The organism is Pseudooceanicola aquaeponti, from assembly GCF_050897975.1.
In the GTDB taxonomy this organism is placed as follows: domain Bacteria; phylum Pseudomonadota; class Alphaproteobacteria; order Rhodobacterales; family Rhodobacteraceae; genus Pseudooceanicola.
In genome coordinates this window covers 50,200-76,406 of the sequence record NZ_JBPAXY010000004.1, presented here as the reverse complement: position 1 = coordinate 76,406, position 26,207 = coordinate 50,200, and the positions used below count along the sequence as shown (strand labels likewise).

Annotated in this window: 24 protein-coding genes; 15 read left to right on the top strand and 9 right to left on the bottom strand. The window is 67.4% G+C overall.

The window, feature by feature from the left end; genetic code table 11:
• The first annotated feature begins 2 nt into the window (after positions 1 to 2).
• The 5 genes from pcaG (at position 3) to ACRARE_RS10080 (ending at position 5,156) form a co-directional block, all read left to right on the top strand.
• Entirely contained in the window at positions 3 to 602 is a 600-nt protein-coding gene (pcaG, locus tag ACRARE_RS10100) for a protocatechuate 3,4-dioxygenase subunit alpha (protein ID WP_432656312.1), read from the top strand.
• Positions 602 to 1,315 (top strand): alpha/beta fold hydrolase, encoded by a 714-nt coding sequence (locus tag ACRARE_RS10095; RefSeq protein ID WP_432656311.1) that lies wholly within the window; start codon positions 602 to 604, stop codon positions 1,313 to 1,315. The genes pcaG and ACRARE_RS10095 overlap by 1 nt, the downstream gene beginning before the upstream one ends.
• Positions 1,315 to 2,643 (top strand): lyase family protein, encoded by a 1,329-nt coding sequence (locus ACRARE_RS10090; RefSeq protein WP_432656310.1) that lies wholly within the window; start codon positions 1,315 to 1,317, stop codon positions 2,641 to 2,643. The genes ACRARE_RS10095 and ACRARE_RS10090 overlap by 1 nt, the downstream gene beginning before the upstream one ends.
• A gap of 165 nt (positions 2,644 to 2,808) precedes the next feature.
• Positions 2,809 to 3,894, top strand: coding sequence for a zinc-binding dehydrogenase (locus ACRARE_RS10085; RefSeq protein WP_432656309.1), 1,086 nt, complete (start codon positions 2,809 to 2,811; stop codon positions 3,892 to 3,894).
• Between the two features lie 38 nt (positions 3,895 to 3,932).
• On the top strand, positions 3,933 to 5,156 hold the full coding sequence (locus ACRARE_RS10080) for a mandelate racemase/muconate lactonizing enzyme family protein (RefSeq protein ID WP_432656308.1): 1,224 nt from the start codon (positions 3,933 to 3,935) through the stop codon (positions 5,154 to 5,156).
• 95 nt (positions 5,157 to 5,251) lie between these two features.
• Here the strand turns inward: ACRARE_RS10080 and ACRARE_RS10075 are convergent, their stop codons facing one another.
• Both ACRARE_RS10075 and ACRARE_RS10070 read right to left on the bottom strand, forming a co-directional pair.
• Positions 5,252 to 6,235: an FUSC family protein gene (locus ACRARE_RS10075; RefSeq protein ID WP_432656307.1), complete on the bottom strand. Its 984-nt coding sequence runs from the start codon at positions 6,233 to 6,235 to the stop codon at positions 5,252 to 5,254.
• Positions 6,236 to 6,426: 191 nt separating this feature from the next.
• A complete protein-coding gene (locus ACRARE_RS10070) occupies positions 6,427 to 6,633 on the bottom strand; it encodes a cold-shock protein (RefSeq protein WP_085889350.1) in 207 nt (68 codons plus the stop codon).
• 360 nt (positions 6,634 to 6,993) lie between these two features.
• Here ACRARE_RS10070 and ACRARE_RS10065 point away from each other — a divergent pair, with 360 nt between their 5' ends.
• Entirely contained in the window at positions 6,994 to 7,398 is a 405-nt protein-coding gene (locus tag ACRARE_RS10065) for a DUF4168 domain-containing protein (protein ID WP_432656306.1), read from the top strand.
• Between the two features lie 1,058 nt (positions 7,399 to 8,456).
• Here ACRARE_RS10065 and ACRARE_RS10060 read toward each other — a convergent pair.
• Positions 8,457 to 9,389 (bottom strand): hypothetical protein, encoded by a 933-nt coding sequence (locus ACRARE_RS10060; RefSeq protein ID WP_432656305.1) that lies wholly within the window; start codon positions 9,387 to 9,389, stop codon positions 8,457 to 8,459.
• 130 nt (positions 9,390 to 9,519) lie between these two features.
• The gene (gene ettA / locus ACRARE_RS10055) at positions 9,520 to 11,175 is read right to left on the bottom strand and encodes an energy-dependent translational throttle protein EttA (protein ID WP_432656304.1); all 1,656 of its coding nucleotides are present in this window, start codon (positions 11,173 to 11,175) and stop codon (positions 9,520 to 9,522) included.
• A gap of 484 nt (positions 11,176 to 11,659) precedes the next feature.
• On the opposite strand from ettA, the gene ACRARE_RS10050 reads away from it, so the two are divergent.
• From ACRARE_RS10050 to dacB, 4 genes are all read left to right on the top strand, one after another.
• The gene (locus ACRARE_RS10050) at positions 11,660 to 13,048 is read left to right on the top strand and encodes a methyl-accepting chemotaxis protein (protein ID WP_432656303.1); all 1,389 of its coding nucleotides are present in this window, start codon (positions 11,660 to 11,662) and stop codon (positions 13,046 to 13,048) included.
• A gap of 340 nt (positions 13,049 to 13,388) precedes the next feature.
• Positions 13,389 to 14,687, top strand: coding sequence for an AI-2E family transporter (locus tag ACRARE_RS10045; RefSeq protein WP_432656302.1), 1,299 nt, complete (start codon positions 13,389 to 13,391; stop codon positions 14,685 to 14,687).
• Positions 14,688 to 14,789: 102 nt separating this feature from the next.
• Complete coding sequence (locus ACRARE_RS10040; protein WP_432656301.1) at positions 14,790 to 15,431, top strand: nicotinate-nucleotide adenylyltransferase; 642 nt, start codon at positions 14,790 to 14,792, stop codon at positions 15,429 to 15,431.
• 80 nt (positions 15,432 to 15,511) lie between these two features.
• Positions 15,512 to 16,996, top strand: a complete 1,485-nt coding sequence (gene dacB / locus ACRARE_RS10035) for a D-alanyl-D-alanine carboxypeptidase/D-alanyl-D-alanine endopeptidase (RefSeq protein ID WP_432656300.1) — start codon at positions 15,512 to 15,514, stop codon at positions 16,994 to 16,996.
• A 22-nt stretch (positions 16,997 to 17,018) separates the two neighbouring features.
• On the opposite strand, the gene ACRARE_RS10030 is transcribed toward dacB, so the two are convergent.
• Positions 17,019 to 17,165 carry a hypothetical protein gene (locus ACRARE_RS10030; RefSeq protein ID WP_432656299.1) on the bottom strand — a complete coding sequence of 49 codons (147 nt, stop codon included), beginning with the start codon at positions 17,163 to 17,165 and terminating at the stop codon, positions 17,019 to 17,021.
• Positions 17,166 to 17,375: 210 nt separating this feature from the next.
• Positions 17,376 to 17,801, bottom strand: a complete 426-nt coding sequence (locus tag ACRARE_RS10025) for a tellurite resistance TerB family protein (RefSeq protein ID WP_432656298.1) — start codon at positions 17,799 to 17,801, stop codon at positions 17,376 to 17,378.
• Between the two features lie 124 nt (positions 17,802 to 17,925).
• Between ACRARE_RS10025 and ACRARE_RS10020 the strand changes: the two genes are divergently transcribed.
• The 4 genes from ACRARE_RS10020 to ACRARE_RS10005 all read left to right on the top strand — a co-directional run bounded on the left by ACRARE_RS10020 (position 17,926) and on the right by ACRARE_RS10005 (position 23,359).
• A complete protein-coding gene (locus ACRARE_RS10020; protein WP_432656297.1) occupies positions 17,926 to 19,506 on the top strand; it encodes a lysine--tRNA ligase in 1,581 nt (526 codons plus the stop codon).
• Positions 19,507 to 19,734: 228 nt separating this feature from the next.
• Complete coding sequence (locus ACRARE_RS10015) at positions 19,735 to 20,466, top strand: DUF4336 domain-containing protein (RefSeq protein ID WP_432656296.1); 732 nt, start codon at positions 19,735 to 19,737, stop codon at positions 20,464 to 20,466.
• A 44-nt stretch (positions 20,467 to 20,510) separates the two neighbouring features.
• Positions 20,511 to 20,921 (top strand): DUF4864 domain-containing protein, encoded by a 411-nt coding sequence (locus ACRARE_RS10010; protein ID WP_432656295.1) that lies wholly within the window; start codon positions 20,511 to 20,513, stop codon positions 20,919 to 20,921.
• 146 nt (positions 20,922 to 21,067) lie between these two features.
• Positions 21,068 to 23,359 (top strand): glycosyl hydrolase family 28-related protein, encoded by a 2,292-nt coding sequence (locus tag ACRARE_RS10005; RefSeq protein ID WP_432656294.1) that lies wholly within the window; start codon positions 21,068 to 21,070, stop codon positions 23,357 to 23,359.
• Positions 23,360 to 23,431: 72 nt separating this feature from the next.
• On the opposite strand, the gene ACRARE_RS10000 is transcribed toward ACRARE_RS10005, so the two are convergent.
• The 3 genes from ACRARE_RS10000 to ACRARE_RS09990 form a co-directional block, all read right to left on the bottom strand.
• Positions 23,432 to 23,926 (bottom strand): HugZ family pyridoxamine 5'-phosphate oxidase, encoded by a 495-nt coding sequence (locus tag ACRARE_RS10000; protein WP_432656293.1) that lies wholly within the window; start codon positions 23,924 to 23,926, stop codon positions 23,432 to 23,434.
• A 55-nt stretch (positions 23,927 to 23,981) separates the two neighbouring features.
• Positions 23,982 to 24,641: a hypothetical protein gene (locus tag ACRARE_RS09995; protein ID WP_432656292.1), complete on the bottom strand. Its 660-nt coding sequence runs from the start codon at positions 24,639 to 24,641 to the stop codon at positions 23,982 to 23,984.
• A gap of 221 nt (positions 24,642 to 24,862) precedes the next feature.
• Positions 24,863 to 25,564, bottom strand: a complete 702-nt coding sequence (locus ACRARE_RS09990) for a response regulator transcription factor (RefSeq protein WP_432656291.1) — start codon at positions 25,562 to 25,564, stop codon at positions 24,863 to 24,865.
• A 321-nt stretch (positions 25,565 to 25,885) separates the two neighbouring features.
• Here ACRARE_RS09990 and ACRARE_RS09985 point away from each other — a divergent pair, with 321 nt between their 5' ends.
• Positions 25,886 to 26,203 (top strand): TFIIB-type zinc ribbon-containing protein, encoded by a 318-nt coding sequence (locus ACRARE_RS09985; RefSeq protein ID WP_432656290.1) that lies wholly within the window; start codon positions 25,886 to 25,888, stop codon positions 26,201 to 26,203.
• Positions 26,204 to 26,207 lie beyond the last annotated feature (4 nt).

Sequence of the window (26,207 nt, the reverse complement as noted above, 5' to 3'; positions counted from 1 at the left end):
TCATGGTCCAGAAACTGGAAATGCTTCAGGAAACCCCGTCGCAAACCGCAGGGCCCTACGTCCATATCGGCCTGATGCCCACCTATGCGGGCAATGGCGGCTACTATGACTTCGAAATCGGCGAAAGCCCGATCGAGGACGGCGCCGAGGGCGAAATCATCGAGATCACCGGGTCCGTCTACGACGGCACCGGCTGGGCGATGCGCGACGCGCTGATCGAAAGCTGGCAACCCGACGCCAAGGGGATCTTCCCCGGCGCCGAAGGGGCCGATCCGAAGGTCTCGGGCCACTGCCGTTTCGCCGCCGACGCGGAGAGCGGCGAGTTCACCCTGCGCACCGTGAAGCCGGGCAAGGTGAAGGGCCGGGGCGGCGTGGAAAGCGCGCCGCATATCTCGCTGTGGATCGTCGCGCGCGGCATCAACATCGGCCTGCAAACCCGGATCTACTTCGAGGATGAGGACAACAGCGCCGACCCGCTGCTGGCCCGGATCGAACAGCGCCCGCGCGTCGATACGCTGATCGCGAAGAAAGAGGCGGACGGCAAGTATCGCTTCGACATCCGGCTGCAAGGCCAGGGCGAGACGGTCTTCCTCGACCTCTGATGGCCCGCTTTGTGCTGGTCCACGGCTCTTGCCACACCGCGCGGTGCTGGCAAGAGCTGATCCAGGAACTGACGCGCCTGGGCCATGGGGCCCGGGCGCTCGACCTGCCCGGGCGCGGTGCCGACCGCCGCCCGCCCGATGCGCTGACCCTGCGCGATGGCGCCGAGGAGATCCTGCAAGGGATCGAGGAGGCCCCCGCCATCCTCGTGGCCCATTCCGCCGGTGGCTACCCTGCGGGCCTGGCCGCCGAACTGGCGCCCGAAAAGGTCGCGCGGCTGGTCTTCCTTTGTGCCTATGTGCCCCGCGACGGCGCCTCGGTCGTCGATCGCCGCAAGGAAAGCGTCGAGCAGCCCCTGATGCCCGCCCTGCGGCGCGGCCCGCCGGGCACCTATGCCTTCGACCCCGCGCAATCGCCCGCCCTCTTCTGCCACGACGTGGCCCCCGACGTGGCGGCCCGCGCCGTGGCCGCCCTGGTGCCAGAGCCGGTGCGCCCGCAGTCCGACCCCATACGGGTGACAGAGCGCTATGGTTCCGTCCCCAAAAGCTATATCCGTTGTACCCAGGATCGCGCGATCCCTCCGGCCCATCAGACCCTCATGGCCGCCGCGATCCCCGAAAAGGACCGATACGACATGCCCACCAGCCATTCCCCCTTCCTTGCCGACCCTGCCGGGCTGGCCGCCCTGCTGCATCGCATCGCGGGGGGCGTGTGATGGCCGGTTCGGTGCATGACGGGCAGATCTATTCGAAACTGTTCAACGCGGGCGAGGCCGCGCGGCTGTTTTCCGACAGCGCCGAGGTCCGCTCGATGCTGATCGTCGAGGGCGCGCTGGCCAAGGCCCAGGGCGCGCTTGGCATGATCCCCGAGGTCTCGGCCGCCTTCATCCATCGCGCCTCGATGGAACTGGCCATTGACCCCGGCGCCTTGCAGGCAGGCGCGGGCAAGAACGGCGTTGCCGTACCCTCGCTGGTGGCCGAGTTCCGCAAGGAAATGCAGGCGCCGGAACATGCGCAATATGTGCACTGGGGCGCCACCTCGCAGGACATCGCCGATACCGGCCAGATGCTGCGCCTGCGCCAGTTGCTGACGCTTTGCGAGGACGGGCTGAAGGATCTGCTGGGCACGCTGGCGCGCCAGGCCGCCGATCATGCCGATCTGCCCATGGCGGGGCGCACCTATGGCCAGTTCGCCACGCCGGTCAGCTTTGGCAGCCATGTCGCCGCCTGGGGCTGGCCGCTGCTGGACCTGCTGGCCGAGCTGCCCGCCCTGCGCGACGCCTCCCTTTGGGTGTCGCTGTCGGGCGCCGCCGGAACGGGGGCCGAGTTCGGCGGCCAGGGGGCGGCCCTGCGCGCGAAGCTGGCGGAGGGGCTGGGCCTCGCCGATCCGGGCCGCAGCTGGCACGCCGACCGCGGGCCGGTGCTGCGCATCGCCGCCTGGCTGGCGCGGATGGCGCAGGTGCTGGGCAAGATGGGCGACGACCTGATCCTGATGGCGCAAAGCTCGGTCTCGGAGGTGAAACTGTCGGCCTCGGGCGGCAGCTCGACCATGCCGCAGAAACAGAACCCGGTGCAGCCCTCGGTGCTGCTGGCCTCGGCGCGGCAAGTGCTGGGGCTGAAGGCCATTCTGGATGGCGCCGGGATGCCGCGCCAGGAACGCGACGGCGCGGCCTGGTTCACCGAATGGCTGACCCTGCCGCAGCTCTGCCTGTCGGCGGCGGCGGCGCTGCAAACCGCGCGCGACATGGCCCCCGGCCTGACCCCCAAGGCCCCCGAGATGCGCGCCGTCTTCAGCGACGCCCTGGGCCTGCTGCACGCCGAGGCTCTGTCCTTCCGCCTGGCCGCCACCCTGCCCCGCCCCGAGGCCCAGGCCCGGGTCAAGGATCTGGCGCAGGAGGTGCTGGCCACCGGCCGCCCCCTGGGCGAACTGGCCCGCGCCGCCTTCCCCGAGCTGGACCTGTCGGGCCTCTTCACCCCCGAGGAACAGATGGGCGACGCCCCCGCCAATGCCCGCGCCTTCGCGGCCGCGGTGGCACAGCTTTGACCCAACGGCGCGCCCTTTCGGGGGCGCGCGCGGCCTCCTCCTGCGCTGCGGCAATCTTTTCCCTATCGGTTCGTCGCGACAGCGGCTAATTTCGACCTGAGGAATTATATTTCGCAAATCGCCCAGGTTCGATACCAAGGCGGCAGCGACAGACGGGAGGATCACATGCAGACCATCAAGGCGGCCCTGTGCCGGGACTTCAACGCACCGATGACCATCGAAGAGCTGCACCTGCGCGCGCCCGAGATGGGCGAGGTCGAGGTCGAGGTCGAGGCGGTGGCGATCTGCCATTCCGACATTTCCTACTGGCAGGGCGGCTTTGGCGGCAAGATGCCCGGGGTCTTCGGCCACGAGGCGGCGGGGCGGATCACCGCCCTGGGCGCGGGCGTGCACGGCCTGAAGGTGGGCGATCCGGTCTGCGTGACCCTGATCCGCGCCTGCGGCCATTGCGACTGCTGCGGGTCGGGCCAGCCCACGATCTGCGAAACCCCCTTTGACGCCGTGGCGCAAAGCCCGCTGAGCCTGCCGGACGGCACCCCGGTCATGCAGGCCATGGCCTCGGGCGCCTTCGCCGAGAAGGTGGTGGTGGATCAAAGCCAGGTGGTGGCTATCCCCGAGGATATCCCGATGGACGCGGCCAGCCTGATTTCCTGCGGGGTGATCACCGGCGTCGGCGCCGCCGTCTATGCCAGCGAGATCCGCGCGGGCGACGATGTGGTGGTGATCGGCGCGGGCGGCGTCGGCCTGAACGCCATCCAGGGGGCCCGGATCGCCGGTGCCCGCCGCATCGTGGCGGTCGACCTGGTGCCCGAGAAGCTGGAGGCGGCGACAGAGTTCGGCGCCACCGACGTGGTCAGCGCCGAGGGCAAACCCTGGGGGGCGGTCAAGAAGATCCTGGGCCGGGGCGCCGATGCGGTGCTGGTCACCGTGGGCGTGGCGCCGGTCTACGACATGGCCCCGCGCTATCTTGCACGGGGCGGCAGGATCGTCATGGTGGGGATGCCCCATGGCGACAAGACCGCGTCCTACTCGCCGCTGATCATGGCGGACGCGGGCCAGGGCATCGTCGGGTCCAAGATGGGCAATGTGGTGGTGAAACGCGACATTCCCTGGATGGTCGACATGTACCAGCAGGGGCGGCTGAAACTGGATGAGCTGATCTCGGGCCGCTGGACGCTGGACCAGATCAACGAAGCCTTCGCCGACACGCTGGCAGGCAAGGCCCGGCGCAACGTGATCATGATGAAATAGGTCGCCTCCGCGCGCGGCCACTTGCAGGAGGCGCGCCCATGCGATTGTCCGATCTCGACATCCTCGTCACCGCCCCGCCCGCTCCGGGCTGGGGCGGGCGTTACTGGATCCTGGTCAAGTTGACCACCGCCTGCGGGATCACCGGCTGGGGCGAGGTCTATGCCGCCTCGGTCGGCCCCGAGGCCATGCGCGCGGTGATACGCGACGTCTTCGAGCGGCACATGGCAGGCGAAAGTCCCGAACAGATCGAGTTGATGTTCCGCCGCGCCTATTCGGCGGGCTTCACCCAGCGACCCGACCTGACGGTGATGGGCGCCTTCTCGGGGCTTGAGATCGCCTGTTGGGACATCCTGGGCAAGGCCCGCGACCGGCCCGTGCACGCGATGCTGGGCGGCGCGCTCAACCAGCGGATCCGCTGCTATTCCTACCTGTACCCCCTGCCCCATCACGACATCGCCACCTTCTGGACCAGCCCCGAGATGGCCGCCGACAGCGCCGCCGAACTGGTGGCGCGGGGCTATACGGCGGTGAAGTTCGACCCCGCCGGGCCCTATACGATCCGCGGCGGGCACAGCCCCGCGCGGTCGGACCTGGCCCTGTCGGCCCGGGTCTGTGCCGCCGTGCGCGCCGCCGTGGGCGACCGGGCCGATCTTCTGTTCGGCACCCATGGGCAGTTCACCGCGACGGGCGCCCTGCGCATGGCGCGGGCCATCACCCCCCACGACCCCGCCTGGTTCGAGGAACCCGTGCCCCCCGACGACCTGACCGGCCTGGCCGAGGTCTGCCGCACCTCGGGCCTGCCCGTGGCCACGGGCGAGCGGCTGACCACCCTGTCCGAGTTCCGCGCCGCGCTGGAGGCGGGCGCGGCGATCCTGCAACCCGCCACGGGCCGGGCGGGCGGCATCTGGGAGACCCGCAAGATCGCCGCCCTGGCCCAGGCCTTTGGCGCCCAGGTGGCGCCGCATCTTTACGCCGGGCCGGTGGAATGGGCCGCCAACCTGCACCTGGCCGCGACGCTGCCCAACCTGATGATGGCCGAGACCATCGAGACCCCGTTCCACGACGCCTTGATCGGCGGTGCAATCCGGGTCGAGGAGGGCCATGTCACCCTGTCAGACGCGCCGGGGCTGGGGATCGAGGTGGACGAGGATCTGGCCCGGGCCTATCCCTATGACGGCGCGGATCTGCACCTGTCGATGCAGGAAGAGCCCTGCCGCTACGACAGCGCCAACGACTTTCAGGGCGGCGCGCCGCGCGACTGACCGTGGCGGCGGGCAGGCGAGCAAACGGTCGGCCCCGGCGGGCAGGCGCCCCGCTCAGGCAGGCGGGCAAACAGGCAAGCGGGCGAACGGACAGCTCAGGCCAGATGCACGGGCAGCATCCGGCGATGCACCGCCGTCACCAGCAGCGTGCCGCAGACCAGGGCGATCCCGCCCGCCGCCTCCTGGCTCAGCCCGTGGCCGATGGCGCCGACCTCGGCGGTCAGCAGGAAGCACATGTTGCTGTCCAGCCCGAAAGGCGCGCTGCGCGGGTGCGCCCGCAGCAGGGCGCCCGCGCCGATGAAGACCACCCCCAGCAGGTACAGCCCCGGATCGCCCAGGCCCAGCAGGTCGCCCAGCCCGCGATAGGCCACCGCCGCCGCCACCCCAAGGGCAGCGGCGGGGGGCAGATAACGGATCAGCGGGCGCGGATCGGGCATGGACCCCAGGATAGAGGCGAAGACCGTCAGCGTCAGCGCCCCCGCCACCATCCAGAACTGGCCGACCAGCAGCAGCAGGATCAGCCCCGCCCCCGCGATCAGCCCGGCCACCGCCCCATGGTGCAGCCCCCGGCGCAGCCCGTGATCCTGGCGCAGCGGCTGTGCCGCCTCCCGGCGCGGGGTGAAGGGAAAGGTGAAAAGCGTGACCGAGGCCACCCCGATCAGCGTGCACCAGACCCGGCCCAGGGCCATATCCCAGGCTTCGGCCGGAAGCAGCGCCCCGGGCAGGACCACCACCCCAAGGGTGATCGAGGCCATCAGCGCCCCGTAGGAATAGACCGTGCCGATCCAGAAGGCCGCGAAGGTGCAAAGACCCACCCCCAGAATATAGACCAGCACCAGTGCCAGCGGCGCGGTGACATGGGCCAGCAGCAGCAGGCCCAGGGCGGCGCCCAGCAGGGTCCCCAGAATCCGCAGCACGCCCCGGATCAGCAGATCCTCGCGCCAGGACTGGCTGACCACCCAAACCGGCATCGCCGCCCAGAAGGGGTTGGGCAGACCAAGGGCCCAGGCCAGCCCAAGCGCCACAGAGGCCGCCAGGAACAGTTGCAGCGCACGAAAGGTCCAGTGATCCCGGGTCATCGGGGGCTCCGCAAAGTGATTGCCCATGTCAATCATCTAGCGCGGATACCCCGATGGGGAAAGCGCTATCGCCGGACGCGGGGCGCGGGCCCGGCGGGGTGCACAGCAAAAGGGCCGCCCCGAAGGACGGCCCGATCAGATCTTTGCGGTGATCGCGGCAGGGCGGCGCCGTGGCGCCTGCCCCTGCGGGATCAGAGCAGCTCGAGGTTGGTCGCGGCTTCGCGGCCGTTGCGGCCGGTTTCGATCTCGAAGCTGATCTTGGCGCCATCTTGCAGGCCGGTCAGGCCCGAACGCTCAACAGCGGAGATGTGGACGAAAACGTCTTTGCTGCCGCCTTCGGGTGCGATGAAGCCGTAGCCTTTGGTGGTGTTGAACCATTTCACGGTGCCAGTGGCCATGTCGTGAACTCCTGTTATGTGCCGCACGCGGAAGTGCTGCGGCCCGGCGTAGGTCGTCTGATCGAGACTGTCGCCGGTAGCATAACAGGGGGTCGATAGAGGTCGCGTAGCGGGTCCCTCTATCGCAGGTTTCGCGAGTCGGGGGAAGAAAAATCGCGAAAGCGGCGATTGGCGGGGCGGAATGTCCCGGCAGGGCGTGCCGCCCCGGACCAGCGGCCGAACGCGCAGCCGTGCCTGCCAATCCGGCGGCCCCTTGCCGACCGGGGGCCCGCCGGTTGCGCCCCGCCCGGCGGGGGCACAGGTCTTGAGGAGCGGGCTGCACTGCCCCGAACCCCGAGACCACGAGCAGGAGGATCCCTGATGACCCTGACCAGCAAACTGACCGCCGCCGCAACCGCCCTTGGCCTGACCCTGGCCCCGGCCGCGCTGATCGCCCAGGAGGCCGCCAGCCCCGAGGCGCCCCAGGACGCCCCGGCGGCCAGCTATACCGACGCGCAGCTCAGCGACTTCGTCGACGCCGCCCTGGAGGTGGCCGAGATCCGCGACGCCTATGTGCCGCAGTTGCAGGCGGCCGAGACCGAGGCCGATGCCGAGGCGCTTCAGACCCAGGCCCGCGACGAGATGGTCGCCGCGATCGAGGCGACTGACAACATGGACGTCGAGACCTACACCCTCATCGGCGAAAGCGCCCAGAGCGACGCGGCCCTGCAAGCGCGGCTGAACACGATGATCCAGGATCGGGTCAGCGCACAGGGCGAAGGCTAAGCGCCGACGCGGCCCCCGGCCCTCCGCAAGGGGCCGGGGGGGTGAGACGCGGTCCCCGCGCAGCGGGGCAAACCGTCCAGTGGACGGGTTGGAGCGTCGAACAGGCGGAGGCCCGGCGGGGGCTGCTCCCTGGCCGCCGGAGACCGGCGCCGGAGCCTCAGAGCGGAGGGCGGAGCCCGAGCCTGGGGGGGGCGCATGTGGGACTTGTGGCCGGTGTGGGGGATCTCAAGCAGCGATGTGGGGCGTTCTGCTTGTGGCATCGCCAATGCGCCCTCCCGGGGGGAGGGGTGAGACGCGGTCCACGCGCAGCGTGGCAAACCGTCCGGGGGACGGTTTGAGCGTCGAACGGGCGGAGCCCCGGCGGGCGCCGCCCTTTGGCCGCCGGAGACCAGCATCGGAACCCCAGAGCGGAGGGCGGCGCCCGGCCCTGGGTGGGCGCATTTGGGACTTATGGCAGGTGTGGGGGATCTCAAGCAGCGATGTTGGGTGTGTTGCTGGGGGCATCGCCAATGCGCCCTCCCGGGGGGAGGGGTGAGACGCAGTCCACGCGCAGCGTGGCAAACCGTCCGGGGGACGGTTTGAGCGTCGAACGGGCGGAGGCCCGGCGGGCGCCGCCCTTTGGCCGCCGGAGACCAGCATCGGAACCCCAGAGCGGAGGACGGCGCCCGAGCCTGGGTGGGCGCAAGTGCTCCCTGAGTTTGGCGCGAACGCCTTCAAGCAGCGATGTGGGGCGTTCTGCTGGTGGCATCGCCAATGCGCCCTCCCGGGGGGAGGGGTGAGACGCGGTCCACGCGCAGCGTGGCAAACCGTCCGGGGGACGGTTTGAGCGTCGAACGGGCGAAGCCCCGGCGGGCGCCGCCCCTGGCCGCCGGAGACTGGCATCGGAGCCGCAGAGCGGAGGGCGGCGCCCGACCCTGGGTGGGCGCATTTGCGACTTGTGGCCGGTGTGGGGGATCTCAAGCAGCGGTGTGGGGCGGGTTGCGTGGAGCATCGTCAGTGCGCCCTCCCGGGGGGAGGGTCGGGCGCCGCCCGGCGGTGCCGGGCGAGTGAAACGCTCACTAGAGCCCGAATTGATAAATATCCTCGCGCGATTTGATCCCTATACGATCGAAGAGGCCCAATTTTTCTTGAAGAGCAACAGGATCCGAAGGCGCAGGCACCACCTCAACGATCTGTTCCGTTAGCTCAATTTTCTTGCGCTCATCAAGCTGCTTCCAATTGGGGAGTGTGTCATACTCTGACTGGTTGATCTCGAGGCGAAGTACGCCGATGTCATATTTCTCAGCGAACTTAAGAATTTCGGCCTCATCCCCTGTCTTTGCGCCATCGCTCCGATACGCGAAGTACACGCGCTCAGCGAACCTCTTGTGGGCAACTGCCTCAAAAAAGTAGTATCGCCACTGCTTAAGTTCAGGCTTAACCTCAACGGAGAAAACCTCCACATCAAAAAATCCCAAGCGATCCAAGGGGCGCAAGCCAATTACGTCAGGGTTCCCCCAAACTCCTCCAGACTTAACATGCGCAATCTCGTGCGTAGCGTTCTTAATTTCCTTATTAGACTTTAACCACTCAGCGAAAAGTGGCCACAAATGTTTTTCAAGAGTTTTCTCCCGCCGCTCAACCTCCTCTTCTGAAACGGCCTCTGCATCAGCAGGACCTGCTTCTATAAGCCCTTCTGCCACAAGAAAATAACCACCAGCGCGACCCTTCCGACTAGAAATCGGAGAGTCGTCAGCTTTTGATGCAGCAAGCATGAGGTGATAGATGTAGGAATCTTTCGGATAGCCCGCCATACCGCTGGAAACCGAGCTCAGCAAATCAGCTACGGCCAATGGATTCTCTTCGGTCCTCCCTTCAAGGACTACAAGAGCTTTCCTGTAGATTTCAGCTTTGTCAGCGTCCCCACCGATAAAAGATGGCAGCCGAACACCTTCCAGATCAATTTCCGATCCAACCGCAGCCAAGGCGACTGCTTCATCATTTTGCGACATTATCCCCTCCGTTACCCCGCGCATTAATCATACTCTACAGACCCTACACAAAAGGCAATAGACCCGGTTAGCACACACAAGAAGGGCGGCCCCAGGCCGCCCTCCTCACATCTCCAATTTGCGCCCCCGCTTACCGCGCAAACTTCTTGTACTTGATCCGCTTCGGCTCCAGCGCATCAGGCCCCAACCGCCGCTTCTTGTCCTCTTCGTAATCCTCGAAGTTGCCCTCGAACCATTCCACATGGGCGTCGCCCTCGAACGCCAGGATGTGGGTACAGATCCGGTCGAGGAAGAAACGGTCGTGCGAGATCACAACGGCGCAGCCGGCGAAGTCGACCAGGGCGTCTTCGAGGGCCCGCAGGGTCTCGACGTCGAGGTCGTTGGTCGGTTCGTCGAGCAGCAGGACGTTGCCGCCCGAGCGCAGCAGGCGGGCCATGTGGACCCGGTTCCGCTCACCGCCCGACAGCAGGGACACCTTCTTCTGCTGGTCGCCGCCCTTGAAGTTGAAGGCCGAGCAATAGGCGCGGGCGTTCACCTCGGCATCGCCCAGCTTGATCACGTCAAGGCCGTCGGCAATCGCCTCCCACACCGTGGCGTTGTCGTCCAGGTCGTCGCGGGACTGGTCGACATAGGACAGTTTCACCGTGTCGCCGTATTCCACCGTGCCCTCGTCGGGCTGTTCCTGGCCCGTCAGCATCCGGAAAAGCGTCGTCTTACCGGCCCCGTTCGGGCCGATGACGCCGACGATGCCACCCGGCGGAAGGGCGAAATCCAGGCCTTCGATCAGCAGCTTGTCGCCCATGGCCTTCTTCAGCCCCTCGACCTCGATCACCTTCGAGCCCAGGCGCGGGCCGTTCGGAATGATGATCTGGGCGCGCGACAGCTTCTCGCGTTCGGACTGGTTGGCCAGCTCGTTATAGGCGTTGATCCGGGCCTTCGACTTGGCCTGACGGGCCTTGGGCGAGGCGCGCATCCATTCCAGCTCGCGTTCCAGGGTCTTCTGCTTGGACTTGTCCTCGCGCGCTTCCTGCTCCAGCCGCTTGGCCTTCTGTTCCAGCCAGGAGGAATAGTTGCCCTCGTAGGGGATGCCATGGCCGCGGTCGAGTTCCAGGATCCAGCCGGTGATGTCATCCAGGAAGTAGCGGTCGTGGGTGACGATCAGGATCGTGCCCTTGTACTCGATCAGGTGGTTTTGCAGCCAGGCGATGGTTTCCGCGTCCAGGTGGTTGGTCGGTTCGTCCAGCAGCAGCATGTCAGGCGCTTCGAGCAGCAGCTTGCACAGTGCCACGCGGCGCTTTTCACCGCCCGACAGGGTGGTGACATCGGCATCGTCCGGCGGGCAGCGCAGGGCCTCCATGGAAATGTCGATCTGGGCGTCGAGATCCCACAGGTTCTGCGCGTCGATCTCATCCTGAAGCTTGGCCATCTCCTCGGCGGTCTCGTCGGAATAGTTCATCGCCAGATCGTTGTAACGATTGAGGATGTCCTGCTTTTCCTTCACGCCCAGCATGACGTTTTCCCGCACGGTCAGGGCCGGGTCCAGTTCCGGTTCCTGGGGCAGGTAGCCGACGCGGGCGCCCTCGGCGTGCCAGGCCTCGCCCTGGAAATCCTTGTCCCAGCCGGCCATGATCTTGAGCAGGGTGGATTTACCGGCGCCGTTGACGCCGACCACGCCGATCTTCACGCCGGGCAGGAAGTTCAGGTGGATGTTCTCGAAACACTTCTTGCCACCCGGGTAGGTCTTGGAGACGCCGGACATATGGTAGACGTATTGGTAGGCGGCCATGGGAAACTCCGTGACTCTGGGGATGCGGTTTGGCGGCTTGGATACAGAAAGCGGCGCGCGGGGGCAATCGCCGAGAGGCGCGCGCGGCGGATCCTCCCTTGGGCCGTGATGCCGGGCAGCGCGGATCATGACGCCGCCCGGCGGAGGGGGGCCGCATGACGAGAGCGGCGGCCCTGGGAGCCCGGCCCTGAGGGGGCAGGGACGGGAGGGGTAAATCCACGGTAACCGCACTTTCCCCTAGGTCAACAACGATTAACGCGCCGGCGCCCTTGCCGAGATCGCAGCCTCTTGCCCCTCGTGGGCCCCACAGAGATTTTCCCGCAGGCGTTTACCTCATCCTCAGACAATCGCGGCAGGCTCTGCCCATGGTCCCTGCCCCGCCCTGCCGCGCGGCGCGGGGGCGGCGCCATGGCGTCGGGCGCCACAGGTCAGGACAAGGGATCAGGTCAGGGCCAGGAATCGCGGTCCGGAAAGGAGCATCTGCGTGGATATCGCACAGGAAACCCGCCCGTGGAGCGCGGAAGAGAAACGGCTGGGTCAGGAGGTCAACGCGCTGGTCACCGGCCAGCTGCGCGAGGTGCTGCTGAAGGCCTATTCGGTGGTCGATCCGACCATGCGCACGGTGCCTGCCGAGCTGTACGAGAAGGAGCTGCGCAAGTTCAACCGCATCTCCACCGGGGATTTCAGCCCCGCCTACTTCGCGGAACAGTCGGAGCTGGCCGAGAACATCGCCCGCGACATCTCTTTCCCGAAATATCTTCAGGGCTACGCGATCTATGCCGGGGAACTGGTCGTCGCCCTTCAGGCCGCCGCCGCCAGCAAGGGCGAGGGCAAGCGCGCGGCGCTGACCAAACAGCTGATGATGGCGATTTTCGCCGATGTGGCGGTGGCGATGCACCACTTCTTCGAGGTCGAGGCCGAGAATGACCGCAAGGGGATGGAGGTGCTGACCCGGGCGCTGACCAGCCTGGCCAAGGGCGACCTGACCTATCGCATCGACGACAGCGCCCCCGCCAAGATCGCCCGCGCCCGCGACGATTTCAACGAGGCGACCGAAACCCTGCACGCCGCCATGCGCGAGATCCGCAGCGCCTCGGGCGATGTGCGCGGCGGCAGCGAACATATCGCCGGCGCGATCGAGGCCCTGGCGCGGCGCACCGAGCAGCAGGCGGCGGCGCTGGACCGCTCGACCAGCGCGCTGAGCGGGATCCGCGAGACGGTGCAGGCCACCAATACCGGCGCGGGCGAGGCGGCGGGCGCGGCCTCGCAGGCGCGCGGCATGGTCACCCGCTCGACCGAGGTGATGGAACAGACCCAGGCGGCGATGCAGGAAATCTCGGGCTCGTCGCGCGAGATCAGCCAGATCGTTTCGGTCATCGACACGATCGCCATGCAGACCAACCTGCTGGCCCTGAACGCCGGGGTCGAGGCGGCGCGGGCGGGCGAGGCCGGGCGCGGCTTTGCCGTGGTGGCAACCGAGGTGCGGTCGCTGGCGCAGCGCAGCGCCGAGGCGGCGAAGACGATCCGCGACCTGATCGACCAGTCGGTGACCCAGGTGCAGCGGGGCGAAAAGCTGGTGGATGAGACCAGCGCGGCGCTGCATACGGCGCGGGAAAAGGTGATGCAGATCGACACGCTTCTGGCCGAGATCACCCAATCCGCCGAGGCCCAGGCTAAAAGCATCGGCGCGGTCAGCCAGGAAGTCTCGCATAGCGGCGACCTGACCCAGCAAAACGCCTCGATGGCCGAGGAAACCACCGCCGAGGCGGTACGCCTGCGCGACCAGAGCCAGGCCCTGGCCGGTCTGGTGGATCAGTTCCAGCTGGGCCCCGCAGAGGCGCGCCCCGCCGACCGCGCCCGTCGCCACGGCTGAGCCTCCGCACCTGCCAGCTGCCGCCCGCCCGGCCGCGTCAACGGTTGGGTCGGGGGCCTCGCCCCCCCCGGGAGCGGGGCGGCAGCCTGCCGCGACGGACAAGCGTCATGATCTGGCCGCCTCTGCCCTCTTGATCCGCTCGACACCCCCATCCCCCCACCCGGCTGAGCGCCTCGGCTGCCCGCAGGTCCGGTTGCTCTCTGGGACGACAGCCCCTTCCGTCAAACCCGCAGAGGCATCTTGGAACCATTGGGCGCCGGGTCTGCCGCCCTCCCCGCTGCGCCCTCGGGAACCCCGGCGCCCGCCCCGGCGTTGACTCGCAAGACAGGGCAGGAGCGGCATGACAGACAAGCGAAGAGATCGGCAGCCCGAGACGGAGGCCCCGGCCCCGTCGACGCCGCCAGAGGGCGCCGAGGCCGAAGGCCCGACCGCGCAGAGCGCCGTCGCAGGCACAGCCCCCGCCGCGCCGGTTGCACCACCCCCGGCAGAGCGCCGCGCCGACCAGATGCGCGGCATCCGCCGTCACCTGCGCCATATCCAGTACCTTCTGACCGGCATCTTCCTGCTGTTCCTGCTGTGGTCGGTCTATCAGGCCAAGACCGTGGCCCTGCCCGTGGTGCTGGGCCTGCTGATCGCCCTGACCCTGTCGCCGCTGGTGCGCTGGCTGGCGCGCAAGGGGGTGCCCGAAGGCGCCTCGGCGGTGGCGATCATCCTGACCATCGGCATCACCTCGGTCTCGGGCCTCTACATGCTGCGCCTGCCTGCCCAGACCCTGATCGCTGAGGCCCCGCAGATCCAGGAAGAGCTGCGCTACAAGCTCTGGGGGGTGATGCGCAATGTCGAGCGGCTGAAGGATGCTTCGGAACAGATGCAGCAGATGGCGGCGGGCACCGATGCGGGCGAAGAGGAGGACCGGGTGGTCATCGCCCCCGCCACCGGCTTCCTGCAAGGCGCCCTTGGCTCGCTGGCCACCTCGGGCACGGTGCTTGTGGTGTCGCTGCTCTTCGCCATGTTCCTGCTGTCGATGGGGGATGCCTTCCGCGCAAGGCTGGTCGCCGCCTTCCCCGACCTGCGCCGCAAACGCCGGGTGGCCCGGATCAGCCGCGACGTCGAGCAGCAGATCTCGCGCTATCTAGGGGCGATCACGGTGATCAACGCGGTTCTCGGCCTGGCCATCGGCGGCGTGCTGCATCTGATGGGTATGCCCTATGCGATGCTTTGGGGGGTGGCGGCCTTTTTGCTGAACTACCTGCCCTATCTGGGCGCCATGGTGGGGGTGGCGGTGGCCGGCGCGGTGGCGCTGGTCAGCTATGACAGCGTCGGCACGGCGCTGCTGGTGCCGCTGGTCTATCTGATCCTGACCTCGATCGAGGGGCAGATGATCACCCCCTGGCTGGTCGGGCGACACCTGCGGCTGAACGCGGCGGCAGTCTTTATCGCGGTGGTCTTCTGGGCCTGGCTTTGGGGCGCGGCAGGGGCGGTTCTGGCGGTACCCATCCTGGTGCTGGTCAAGGTGCTGGCCGACCACCTGCCCGGCCTGTCTCTGCTGGGGGCCTTCCTGGAAGGGCGGCCCAGGCGCAGGCCCGGGCCGCGGGCCGGGGGCCGCGACCTGCACGGCGAAACCGGCGCGGCCATTTGACTTTGCCGCCGCTTCCGGCGCAAATCGCGGCCAGGCGCCCTCGGGGCGTTCCGCGACACCACCGGCCCGACCCCGGCCCCGCCCCAAGGACCCGAAGCCCCGATGCCCAGCCCCCGACGCCCCCTTGCGCGCCCCGGCCAGCGGATCGGCCTGCTGGGCGGGTCCTTCGATCCGCCGCATGAGGGCCATGCCCATATCACCCGCGAGGCGCTGAAACGCTTTGACCTGGATCGGGTGTGGTGGCTGGTCAGCCCCGGCAACCCGCTGAAATCCGACGGCCCGGCGCCGCTGGCACAGCGGATGGCGGCGGCCCGCGCCCTGATGCGCCACCCCCGGGTCGCGGTGACGGACATCGAGGCCCAGATGGGCACCCGCTATACCGCGCGCACCCTGCGCGGGCTTCAGGCGCGCTATCCCGGCGTCGCCTTCACCTGGTTGATGGGGGCCGACAACCTGGCGCAGTTCGACCGCTGGCAGGAATGGCGCTGGATCCTCGACAATGTCACCGTCGGCGTGCTGTCGCGCCCGGGCGAGCGGATGGCGGCGCGCAATTCCCGCGCGGCCCGGATCGCCCGCACGGCCCGGTTGCGTGACGCCGAATGCCACCGGCTGGCCGCCAGCACGCCGCCCGCCTGGTGCTTTGTCGACATGCCGATGCTGGACATCTCCTCGACCGAGATCCGCGCCCGGGGCCTGTGGCAGGCGGGCGCGCCCGCCTCGCAACCCCTGGGCGAAAGCGACTGATCCGCCCCCTTTCCCTTGCCCCAACGGCATGGGCACGGCTAGACAGGGGGCATGGATTTAACCGAAAAAGCCCATTTGAGATGACCCCCCTGTCCCGCCGCGCCGTGCTGGGCGCGCTGCTGTCCAGCCTTGCCCTGCCCTTGCACGCAACCCCCCCCGCGATCTCGCTGCGCCCCCGGCTGCGGCCCGAGGATGTGGCCGAAGTGCCCGGCCCCGAAACCCTGGTGGCCGAGGCGGGCATCAGCGGCATCTCCAGCGTCGCGGTGGCCCGGGTGGGCGCGGGCGATCTGCTGGAAGGGGTGGCGCCGGATGCCGCCCTGCCCCCGGCCAGCGTGGGCAAGACCCTGACCGCCCTTTACGCGCTGGAGGTGCTGGGCCCGCAACACCGCTTTGCCACCCGGGTGCTGGGCACCGGCGCCCTGCGCAACGGCCGGCTGGAGGGCGACCTGATCCTGGTCGGCGGCGGCGATCCGGGGCTGGACACCACCGATCTGGCGGGTCTGGCGGGCAAGCTGAAGGCGGCGGGCCTGCGCGAGATCCGCGGCAAGTTCCTGTTCTACGGCGGCGCCCTGCCCGAGGCGCGGCTGATCGACGCCGACCAGCCCGACCATGTGGGCTATAACCCCGGGGTTTCGGCGCTAAGCCTGAATTACAACCGGGTGCATTTCGAATGGGCCCGGCAGGCGGGCAAATGGGCGGTGACGATGGATGCGCGTACCCGCGACTACCGCCCCGATGTGACCATTGCCCGGATGCAGGTCGTCGATCGCACCACCCCAGTCTATACCTATGCCGACCGTCAGGGCCGCGACGAATGGACCGTGGCGCAGGGCGCCCTGGGCAATGGCGGTTCGCGCTGGTTGCCGGTGCGGCGCCCGGCCGCCTATGCCGCCGAGGTCTTCGCGACCATGGCGCGCGCCAATGGCATTGTCCTGCCGGTGGCCGAAGAGGCCCGCGGCCTGCCCGCCGCCTCGGAACTGGCGCGCCACGAAAGCCGCCCGCTGGTCGAGATCGCCAAGCTGATGCTGCACTATTCCAACAACCTGACGGCCGAGCTTCTGGGGCTGGCGGCCAGCGCCAAGCAGGGCAGCCGCCCGGCTTCGATCCGCGCCTCGGCCAAGGCGATGAGCGATTGGGCCCGCGCCACACACGGGCTGCGCGATGTGGCGATGGTGGATCATTCGGGGCTGGGCGATGCCTCGCGCTTTGCGGCCTCGGATCTGGTGCGGATGCTGTCGGACCCGGACGTGCACGAACGGCTGGCGCCGCTGCTGAAGGATATCAAGCTGCTGGATTCCCAGGGCCGCGCCCTGCCCGCGCCGCGCATCCAGGTGGCGGCCAAGACCGGCACGCTGAACTTCGTCAGCGGGTTGGCGGGCTATGTCACCGGCCCCGGCGGGCAGGATCTGGCCTTTGCGGTGATCTCGGGCGACCTGCCGCGCCGCGCCGCGCTTAGCCGGTCGGAACGCGAAAGGCCCCAGGGCGGGCGCGCCTGGACCGCGCGGGCGCGCGGCTTGCAACAGGTGATGGTGCAACGCTGGGGCGCGCTTTACGCCCAAGGGTAAGGCCCGCGCGCGGGGCCGCGGCCTAGTGGCTTTCCGAGGGCCCCGGCAGGCGGGTCACCTCTGCCGCGGGCAGGGTATGGGCCGACAGGCCCGAAGGCTGCACGAAGGCCCCCAGAACAGGGACCAGGCACAGAAGGGCAAGGCCCAGGATAAGGACAAGACGGCGCATTCCGGTGAAATTCTCAAACAAGGTCATATGTTTGATATGGGGCAACCGGGCGCCCGATCAATGCGGGTATTCCTGACCTGCGCCCATAGGCGCCCAACCGCGCGCCCTGCGCACACCCTTGCCGATGCGTGTTTCAGGGCTGAAATCCACGCCCCGCGCTGACGGCCCGCAGCCCCCGCCACAGACCGCCCCGGGGGCCTCTGCCGGCGCTTATTCGGTCAGATGTCGCGCCCGGGCGCCGCGTTCGATGGCGGCGGCGTGCAGCCGGTCCAGATCCAGCTCGTAGCGCATCTCTTCCAGCATCCGCAGTTCGGTCTCGCGCAACGTGCCATCGGCGGCGGCCACGTCGCAGCACAGCGCATAGGCGGTCTCGAAGAACCGCTCGGGCAGGTTGTTGCGCACCAGACCGAAAAGCGCATCCAGCCCGTCTTCTTCCGCGAACAGGTCGAAGACGATCGAGGACATCAGCTTGATCCGGCTGTCGTCGTAATTGGCGAAGATCGGCAGGGTGTTCACCTGGCTTTCGATCTTGATCAGTTCCGAGGTGCGCACCGTCTCGTCCGAGACCGAGACCGAGATCATCAGCAGGACGAGGCAATCCTGGACCGAAAGGGAGTGGGGGATATCAATGGCCATCGGCGGGCGATCCTTCGCGAAGACGTTGTTTTGCGGGGCAACGGGGCCACATTATTGACCCTGCTGCCTGCGCACAATAGGAAGCGCGGGGCCCGTCCGGGGCCGAATCCCGAAGGAGAGAGACATGTCCGAGTTGCGCCAAGCCGCATTGGAATCGAAAGCCTGGCCTTTCGAAGAGGCCCGCCGCCTTGCCAAACGGTACGAAAAGAAGGCGCCGGAGAAGGGTTATGTCCTGTTCGAGACGGGCTATGGCCCCTCGGGCCTGCCCCATATCGGCACCTTCGGCGAGGTGCTGCGCACCACGATGATCCGCCGCGCCTTCGAGGTGATCAGCGACATTCCGACCCGCCTGATCTGTTTCTCGGACGATATGGACGGGATGCGCAAGATCCCCGGCAACGTGCCGAACCAGGAGCGCCTGAAGGAGGACATCCAGAAGCCGCTGACCAGCGTTTTCGACCCCTTCGAAGAGTTCGAAAGCTTCGGCCACCACAACAACGCCATGCTGCGCCGTTTCCTCGATACCTTCGGGTTCGAGTACGAATTCTATTCGGCCACCGAGTTCTACAAGTCGGGCCAGTTCGACGCGGTGCTGAAACGCGCCGTCGAGAAATACGATGACGTCATGAAGGTGATGCTGAAGTCCCTGCGCGAAGAGCGCGCGGCGACCTATTCGATCTTTCTGCCGATCCACCCCGAAACCGGCCGCGTCCTTTACGTGCCGATGAAAGAGGTGAACGCCGAGGACTACACGATCACCTTCGACGACGAAGACGGGAAGGAATGGACCCTGCCCGTCACCGGCGGCAACGTGAAGCTGCAATGGAAGCCCGACTTCGGCGCCCGCTGGGCCGCGCTTGGCGTCGATTTCGAGATGTACGGCAAGGACCACTCGACCAATACGCCGATCTACGACCGCATCTGCGAGATCCTGGGCGGCAAGAAGCCCGAACACTTCACCTACGAACTGTTCCTGGATGACCAGGGCCAGAAGATCTCGAAATCCTCGGGCAACGGGATCTCGATCGACGAATGGCTGACCTATGCCTCGACCGAGAGCCTGTCCTACTTCATGTACCAGAAGCCGAAGACAGCGAAGCGGCTTTACTTCGACGTAATCCCGCGGGCGATGGACGAATACCACCAACAGCTGCGCGCCTATCCGGACCAGGATGCCAAGGGCAAGGCGGCGAACCCGGTGTTCCATATCCACAACGGCGATGTGCCCGCCTCGGACCTGGTGGTGCCCTTCTCGATGCTGCTGAACCTGGCCTCTGTGTCGGGCGCCGAGGACAAGGAAACGCTCTGGGGCTTCATCCGCCGCTATGCGCCCGAGGCCAGCCCCGAGGGTAACCCGCAGATGGACCAGGCGGCCGGTTTCGCGGTGGCCTATTACAACGACTTCGTGAAGCCCACCAAGGTCTTCCGCCTGCCCACCGAGGCCGAACGCGAGGCGCTGGAGGCGCTGCGCGACGCGCTGCGGGCCTACGACGGCGAGCGGACTGACGAGGCGCTGCAATCGGTGGTCTATACCGTGGGCCGCGAGCGGTTCGATCCGATGAAGGCCTGGTTCTCCTGCCTCTACGAGGTTCTGCTGGGCGCCACCCAGGGCCCGCGCTTCGGCGGCTTCATCGCCCTTTACGGCGTCACCGAAACCGCCGATCTGATCGACCGCGCCCTGTCCGGCGCCATGATCGAGGGCTAAGGCCCACCAGAACCGCAAGAGACTTGAAAGGAGGGCTTCGGCCCTCCTTTTTTCTCGGCCCCGCGCCCTTTCGCCCGCCGCCCGCAAGGCGCCAGCCCCCTCTTCTCATTGCCGAAAATATCCCCGCCGGAGGCATTGCCCGGCACGGGCGATACCGGCGCGGCGCTTGCACCGCGCCGCCCCTCTGGGCATGGTGCCGCCAACGCCCGGCAGCGGAGGGACCACGTCATGAACAGAGCCACGGGATACGAACCCCTGGGGGTGCCCAAACCCTTCGGCCCCGAGATCTGGATCGTCGACGGGCCGCATATCCGCTTCTACGGACTGCCTTTTTCAACCCGCATGACCCTGGTACGCCTGCCCTCGGGCGGTCTTTGGGTGCATTCGCCGATCAAGCCGGACGAGGCCCTGCTGGCCCGGGTCGAGGCCCTGGGGCCGGTCACCCATCTGGTGGCGCCCAATGCCATCCACTACGCCTATCTGGGCGACTGGCAGGCCCGCTTTCCCGAGGCCCGCGCCTGGGTCGCGCCGGGCGTGCGCGCCCGCGCCAAGGCCCATAAGGTCGAGCTGGGCCCGGCCGAGGATCTGGCCCCCGGCACCACTTGGGAAGGGGTGCTCGACAGCCACCTGGTGCGCGGCAGCAAGGTCCTGCAAGAGGCGGTCTTCTTTCACGCGCCCTCGCGGACCGTGGTGCTGACCGACTTCATCGAGAATTTCGAGCCCCGGCACCTGCCCTGGCTTTTCGGTCGCCTGGTGCGGCTGGCGGGGATCTCGGTCCCCGACGGGCGGATGCCGCCGGATATGTACGCCACCTTCGACAAGGCCCTGCTGCGCCAAAGCGTCGAGGCGATCCTGGCCTGGGCGCCCGCGCGCGCGGTGCTGGCCCATGGCGCCCCCTATGAGGCCGACGCCTCGGCACGGATCCGCCGCGTTTTCGCCAAGCTTCTTGACGCATCGTAATCGCCGCCTATCCTCTTTGTGATCGGACGCGTGGAGACGGCGCAATGCGGACCATTCCGGCACTTCTGACGGCACTATCCCTGACGATCCCCTTTGCCCTGCCTGTCCAGGCCAGCCCGGAGCTGCGCGAGACGATCACGGGCCAGATGGACGCGCTGCGTGCCGGCGACTTCGCGGGCGCCTTCGATTACGCCTCGCCCGGCATCCGCAGCTATTTCGGCAACGCCAAGAATTTCGAGACCATGCTGCGCGGTGGCTATCCGATGGTGATCGGCCCGCGCGAGTATTTCTTCCTGGCCGACCGGCCAGAGGCCGAGCTGCGCCAGGTGCAACCCGTGCAGGTCGAGGACCAGGCCGGGCGGCTTTTCACCCTGGAATATTTCATGCTGCGCACCGAGGCCGGTTGGAAGATCGACGCGGTGCGCCTGATGGACGTGGCCCCGCCCAGCGTCTGAGCTCGCGCCCCTCTGACATCCCTGCCCCCTCCCGCGTGGCCCCTGTGGGCGCGCGGTGCTCTCGGTCCCCGTTAACCAGCCGTTGATACCCCTTCCCTCCGACGCACAGGGCCCCTGCCCGCGCCGCGAGAGGAAAGGGATACGGCATGAACAAGGCGATCACGGAGGGCATCAACTTCATGCCCCCGGCATTCGAGAACGGTCTGAGCCAGTGGTCGAGCGGAGATGGCACCCCGGGGTCCGACACCTATGTCGGCGATCCCAACGCCGCAATCATCGCCGCGGATCAGGATTTCGCGGGCTGCCTGGAGCTTCTGAAAGGATCGTCGACCCAGAAGCTGCGCTATATGGGCGAGACGCCGATCCTGCCGGGCTGCTACCTGCGGATCTCGGCGCGGGTGAAGGCGGTCAGCGGCAACTTTCCTATCGTGCGCATCGCGGGCTGGGCGGGCGATGTGGGCGACGCCCATGTGACCGGCCTGGTCGAGACCGGCCCCGAGGTGGTCCTGTCGAGCTATGGCGAGGTGGTCGAGGTCAGCGCCATCGTCGGCACCGGAGACCGCGACGGGGTGGATATGCCCTGGGGCACTCAGCCGGTCTATGGCCATTTCGGCCTGGACCTGACCGGCGCCAATGGCGGCATCGTGCGCATCGACGATATCCGCATCGAGGATGTGACGGATGTCTTCCTGCGCGACATGCTGGCCTGGGTCGACGTGCGCGATTTCGGCGCCACGGGCGACGGGGTCACCGACGACCTGGCCGCCTTCGAGGCCGCCGATGCCGCCGCAGACGGGCGGCTGGTGAAGGTGCCCGAGGGCACCTACTATCTGTCGGGCAGCATGACCTTCGACAACCGCGTCCAGTTCGACGGCCATGTCACCATGCCCGCCAGCGCCATGCTGTCGCTGACGCAGAACTTTCACCTGCCCGCCTATATCGACGCCTTCGGCGACGAGGAACTGGCCTTCAAGAAGGCTTTCCAGTCGCTGCTGAACAATGCCGATCACGAAAGCCTGGACCTGGGCGGGCGCCGTATCAAGGTGACCGAACCGATCGACATGCAGGCGGCGGTGGCCAACAAGACCAGCTATGCGCAGCGCCGCCACATCTGCAACGGCCAGTTCGATTGCCACGGCGGCAGCGCCTGGGACACCGACATCACCGCCAGCCAGGGCACCTATGATCCGGCGAAACCGACCGAGCTGACGGGGGTGACCAATGTCGCCAATATCCAGCCCGGGTCCCTGATCGAAGGCAACGGCGTGGGGCGCGAGGTCTATGTGACCTCGGTCGACGTGGCGCAGCAGAAGATCGAGCTGTCGCTGCCCCTTTATGACGCGGCGGGCACCCAGAATTTCACCTTCAAGCGCTTCAAATACATGCTGGATTTCAGCGGCTTCGACTATCTCGACAAGTTCTCGATGTCGGATATCGAGTTTCAGTGTTCCGGCGATTGCAGCGCCATCCTGCTGGCGCAGACCGGGCTGATCTTCCATCTGCGCGACTGTTTCATCACCCGCCCCAAGGATCGCGGTATCACCAGCCATGGCACCGGCTGTCAGGGGATGCTGATCGACCGCTGCCAGTTCATCACCGACGAAAGCGGCACGCTGAGCCAGGACCGGGTGTCGATCGCCCTGAACGTCAACGCCAATGACGTGAAGCTGCGCAACAACCGGGTGCAGCAGATGCGCCATTTCGCCATCCTGGCGGGCACGGGCACCATCGTCACCGGCAACCACTTCTTCGGCGGTGACAATGCCAGCGCCGGGCTGCGCCTGCCCGGGATCGTCCTCAGCCGGACCAATGCGCGGGCGACGATCAACGGCAATTACATCGACAACTTCTTCATCGAATGGGGCAACGAGCACGACCAGGCGCCGGAGTTTTCCAGCGAGTACAGTTTCTCGGGGCTGAACATCACCGACAACATCTGCCTGTGCAGTTCGGTCGCTCCCTGGTTCAGCTTCATCGTGGTCAAGCCCTACGGGCCGGGGCACTACCTGAACGGGCTGAACGTGAACGGCAATATCTTCCGCACCATCCAAGGCGCAATCGACAGGGTCGAGCAGGTGGATACGACCCATGCGGATCTGGACTACGGTCGCAACAAGAACGTCACCTTCGAGGGCAATATGTACAACGCCATCTCGGTCAGCACGGTGAACCCCCTGCCCGTCGCCCATACCGAGGCCAGCGCCGCCAGCACCTGGACCGTTGATTGCGCCCCGCAACTGCCCTTTGGGGGCTGGGCGCAGAACGTGGACGCGGTGGTGGCGCGGGGCAAGATCACCAATGGTGCGAACGTGGCCCATTTCGGGATGCCCTATGTCGAGGTCGAGAAGGGTGCCGACCGCGATCAGGTGACCCTGCATTGGCAAGAGGCCGTGAAAGGCACGGTCAGCCTGCGGGTACGGATGGACGATCCGGCCTGAACTGACAGACAGATCCGAAATGACAGAAGGCCCCGCAATACGGGGCCTTTTCGCGTGGGACTGTGCCCGGGTTCAGAGGCCCAGATCGGCCGGGGTCAGGCGGAAGGCCTTGCCGAAACCACCGTTCAGCAGCGCCTCTTCGGGGTGGAACCGCACCAGCAGAAAATCGGCGAACCCGATGTAGAGCTTCGATTTCGGCCGCTCGGCCACATAGTGGTCCGAGAGCGCGGCGAAGGCCTCGCTGTCGCGGGCGATGACCTCGGGGCGGCACTGGATCGTCAGGCGCGGATGGGTCAGGGGGTCGCCCTTGCCCCCCGGTTCGCCCACCATAAGCGAGGCGGGGCGCCCGGCCAGAAGCGGCGCGGTATGGGCGGCGAGCTGGCTGACCAGGGTCAGGGGCACGCCCGCCGGGTCGCAGGCCAGGGCGATGCGGGTGACCATGGGCGCGCCCTCGGTCACCGTGGCCAGGGCGGCGAAGGGGGCCTCGTCGATCAGGCCGCGCGCCAGGGCGCGGGCCTCGTCATCGGTGGGGCGGATCGGGTCGGTCTTGGGGGTCTGTTCGGACATGGCCCCGGTCTAGCGCGCGCCGCGCGGATGCACCAGACGCTGTCGCAGGGGCTGGTCAGAATTCGCGCCACAGGCCCAGTTTCACCCGGTAGGGATCGGTCGCCGCCAGCCCGGCGGCGGCGCCCACGTCCAGGAACAGCCCGTCGCGCAATTGCCAGGCCACCGACCCTTCGAGCCGCGAAAAGACCGGATCGCCCATCTGCTGACCCGTCTGCCATTGCAGGTAATACTTGTGCCCGCGCTGCGATGTCACCCCCAGGGTCAGATCGACCTTCCAGTCGATGGCCAGCAATTCGGGAAAGATCTCGGCCACCAGATCGACCGAGGCCCAGCCCTGCGGATGGGCAAAGCCGCGGCCCAGGGACAGGCCCGGGCGCATCACCTGCTGGCCCGCGATCTCGCCATAGCCCAGCTGGACCCCGGCCTTCAGCCCCAGGAACTCGGGCAGCGGCAGGGGCATGGACAGGGCCACGACGGTCTTGTCGAAGCCCGAGATCGCGCCGCCCAGATCGGCCGAGACCGTCAGGTGATCGGTCAGCCCGTATTCGTGATAATAGGAAAAGCTGGGGGTCAGTTCGCCTGTCTCGCTGCCGATGGCGCGCAGGGCGGCGAAGGCGAAGTGGTTCCCCTTGCCGCGCGGCCAGGCCCCGGCCTGCGCCGGGGGCGCTGCCGCCAGCAGCAGCAACAGACAGGCAAGTAGAAGTCGGAGAAACATCGGCGCCTCCCCGACCGCCGGGGGCGCGGGCGGCAGCCCCGCACCCCCGGCGGTCGGGGCAAGCGTGGCGGGGCTTGGTTAATGAACTGATAACAAAGGAAAAGCGACGCCACATGGCATCACTTTTCCTAAGATTCCCTTACCGACTTCTTAACAACGCCTTACCGCGCCGAGGCAAGGGCCGGGGCGGCGGTGCCATGCCGCTCGCCCCGGTACCCTGTTCAGGCCGCCTTGGCGGTACGGCGAGGCGGGGTCAGCATCGGGATGCGCACCCCCTGGCCAAAGGCCGTCACCAGCACGTCCTCGGGCGCGCCGATGGCGGCCAGTTTCGCGCGGATGCGGCAGATGTAGACGTCGATGATCTTGGGGTCCGGCTCGTCCTGCCAGGCGTAGAGTTGCAGCATGATCTGCTCTCGGGTCACCATGCCCCCGGCGCGCAGCACCAGCATCTCGATCAGCTCATACTCCAGCCGCGTCAGATGCAGGGGCATCTCGCCCCAGCGAACCGCGCGCCCCTCCACATCGACCGACAGGGCGCCGGCCTCCAGCAGCGGGGTAGCGAAACCGCAGGCGCGGCGGATATAGGCGCGCAGGCGGGCCGCGATCTCGACCGGTTTCGACGGCCATTCGATCAGCTCATCGGCGCCGCGGATCATGAACTTGGTGCGCATCGCCTCTTCGATGCGGCGGCTGACCACGACGATTACCATGCGGGGATGGGCGGCGCGCAGCCGGGCGATCAGCTCGCCCGCGTCCATGTCGGGCAGGTCGGGGTCGATCAGGATCGCGTTCTGCTCGGCCGAAGAGGCATATTCCAGCAGCTCGGCGCCCGAGCCCCCTTCGGTGATGTAGAACCCTTCCTTGCGCATGGCATGGGCCAGGCCCGCAATATTCCAGGTGGTATCGGCAACCAGAAGGCGCATCCCGTTCTCCTTTTCATCCCTACGATCTGGATCGACGATGTGAAGAGAGAGATGGCCGCCGACGGAGGGCATCTGCGGCCCACACCGTCGATCAGGATCTTTCGCATCGGGCCCCTGGGCCCGTCTCGCGGACCGGGGCGTCTGCCCTTGGTCCGATGAGTAAGTCATATCCTGTTTACCCCGCCCCGGTCATCTATACGAAAGGATAAGTGTCAAATTTTCCAGACACTTGGTTAACGCCTGCCGCGCGACGGTTGCGCCCCGAGGGGCCCGCGCCCATCTGGAAGGAAGGCCCGACCAAGATGTAAAGGAGATGCCCGGATGCGTTGCCCGGTGGATGGAACCGAATTGCTGATGACCGACCGCCAGGGGGTCGAGATCGACTATTGCCCGACCTGCCGGGGCGTCTGGCTGGACCGGGGCGAGCTGGACAAGATCATCGAACGCAGCGCCGAAGAGCTGGCCCCCGCGCCGCAGCCGCAGCGCCGTGCCGCCCCTCCAGAGCCCTACCCGGCCGAGGCGCACGACCGCCGCTATGACCCGCGCGCCGCCCACTACGGCGAGCCGCGCTATGACAAGAAGTACTACAAGAAGAAGAAACGGAAATCGCTGCTGAGCGAGATCTTCGACTTCGACTGAAGCA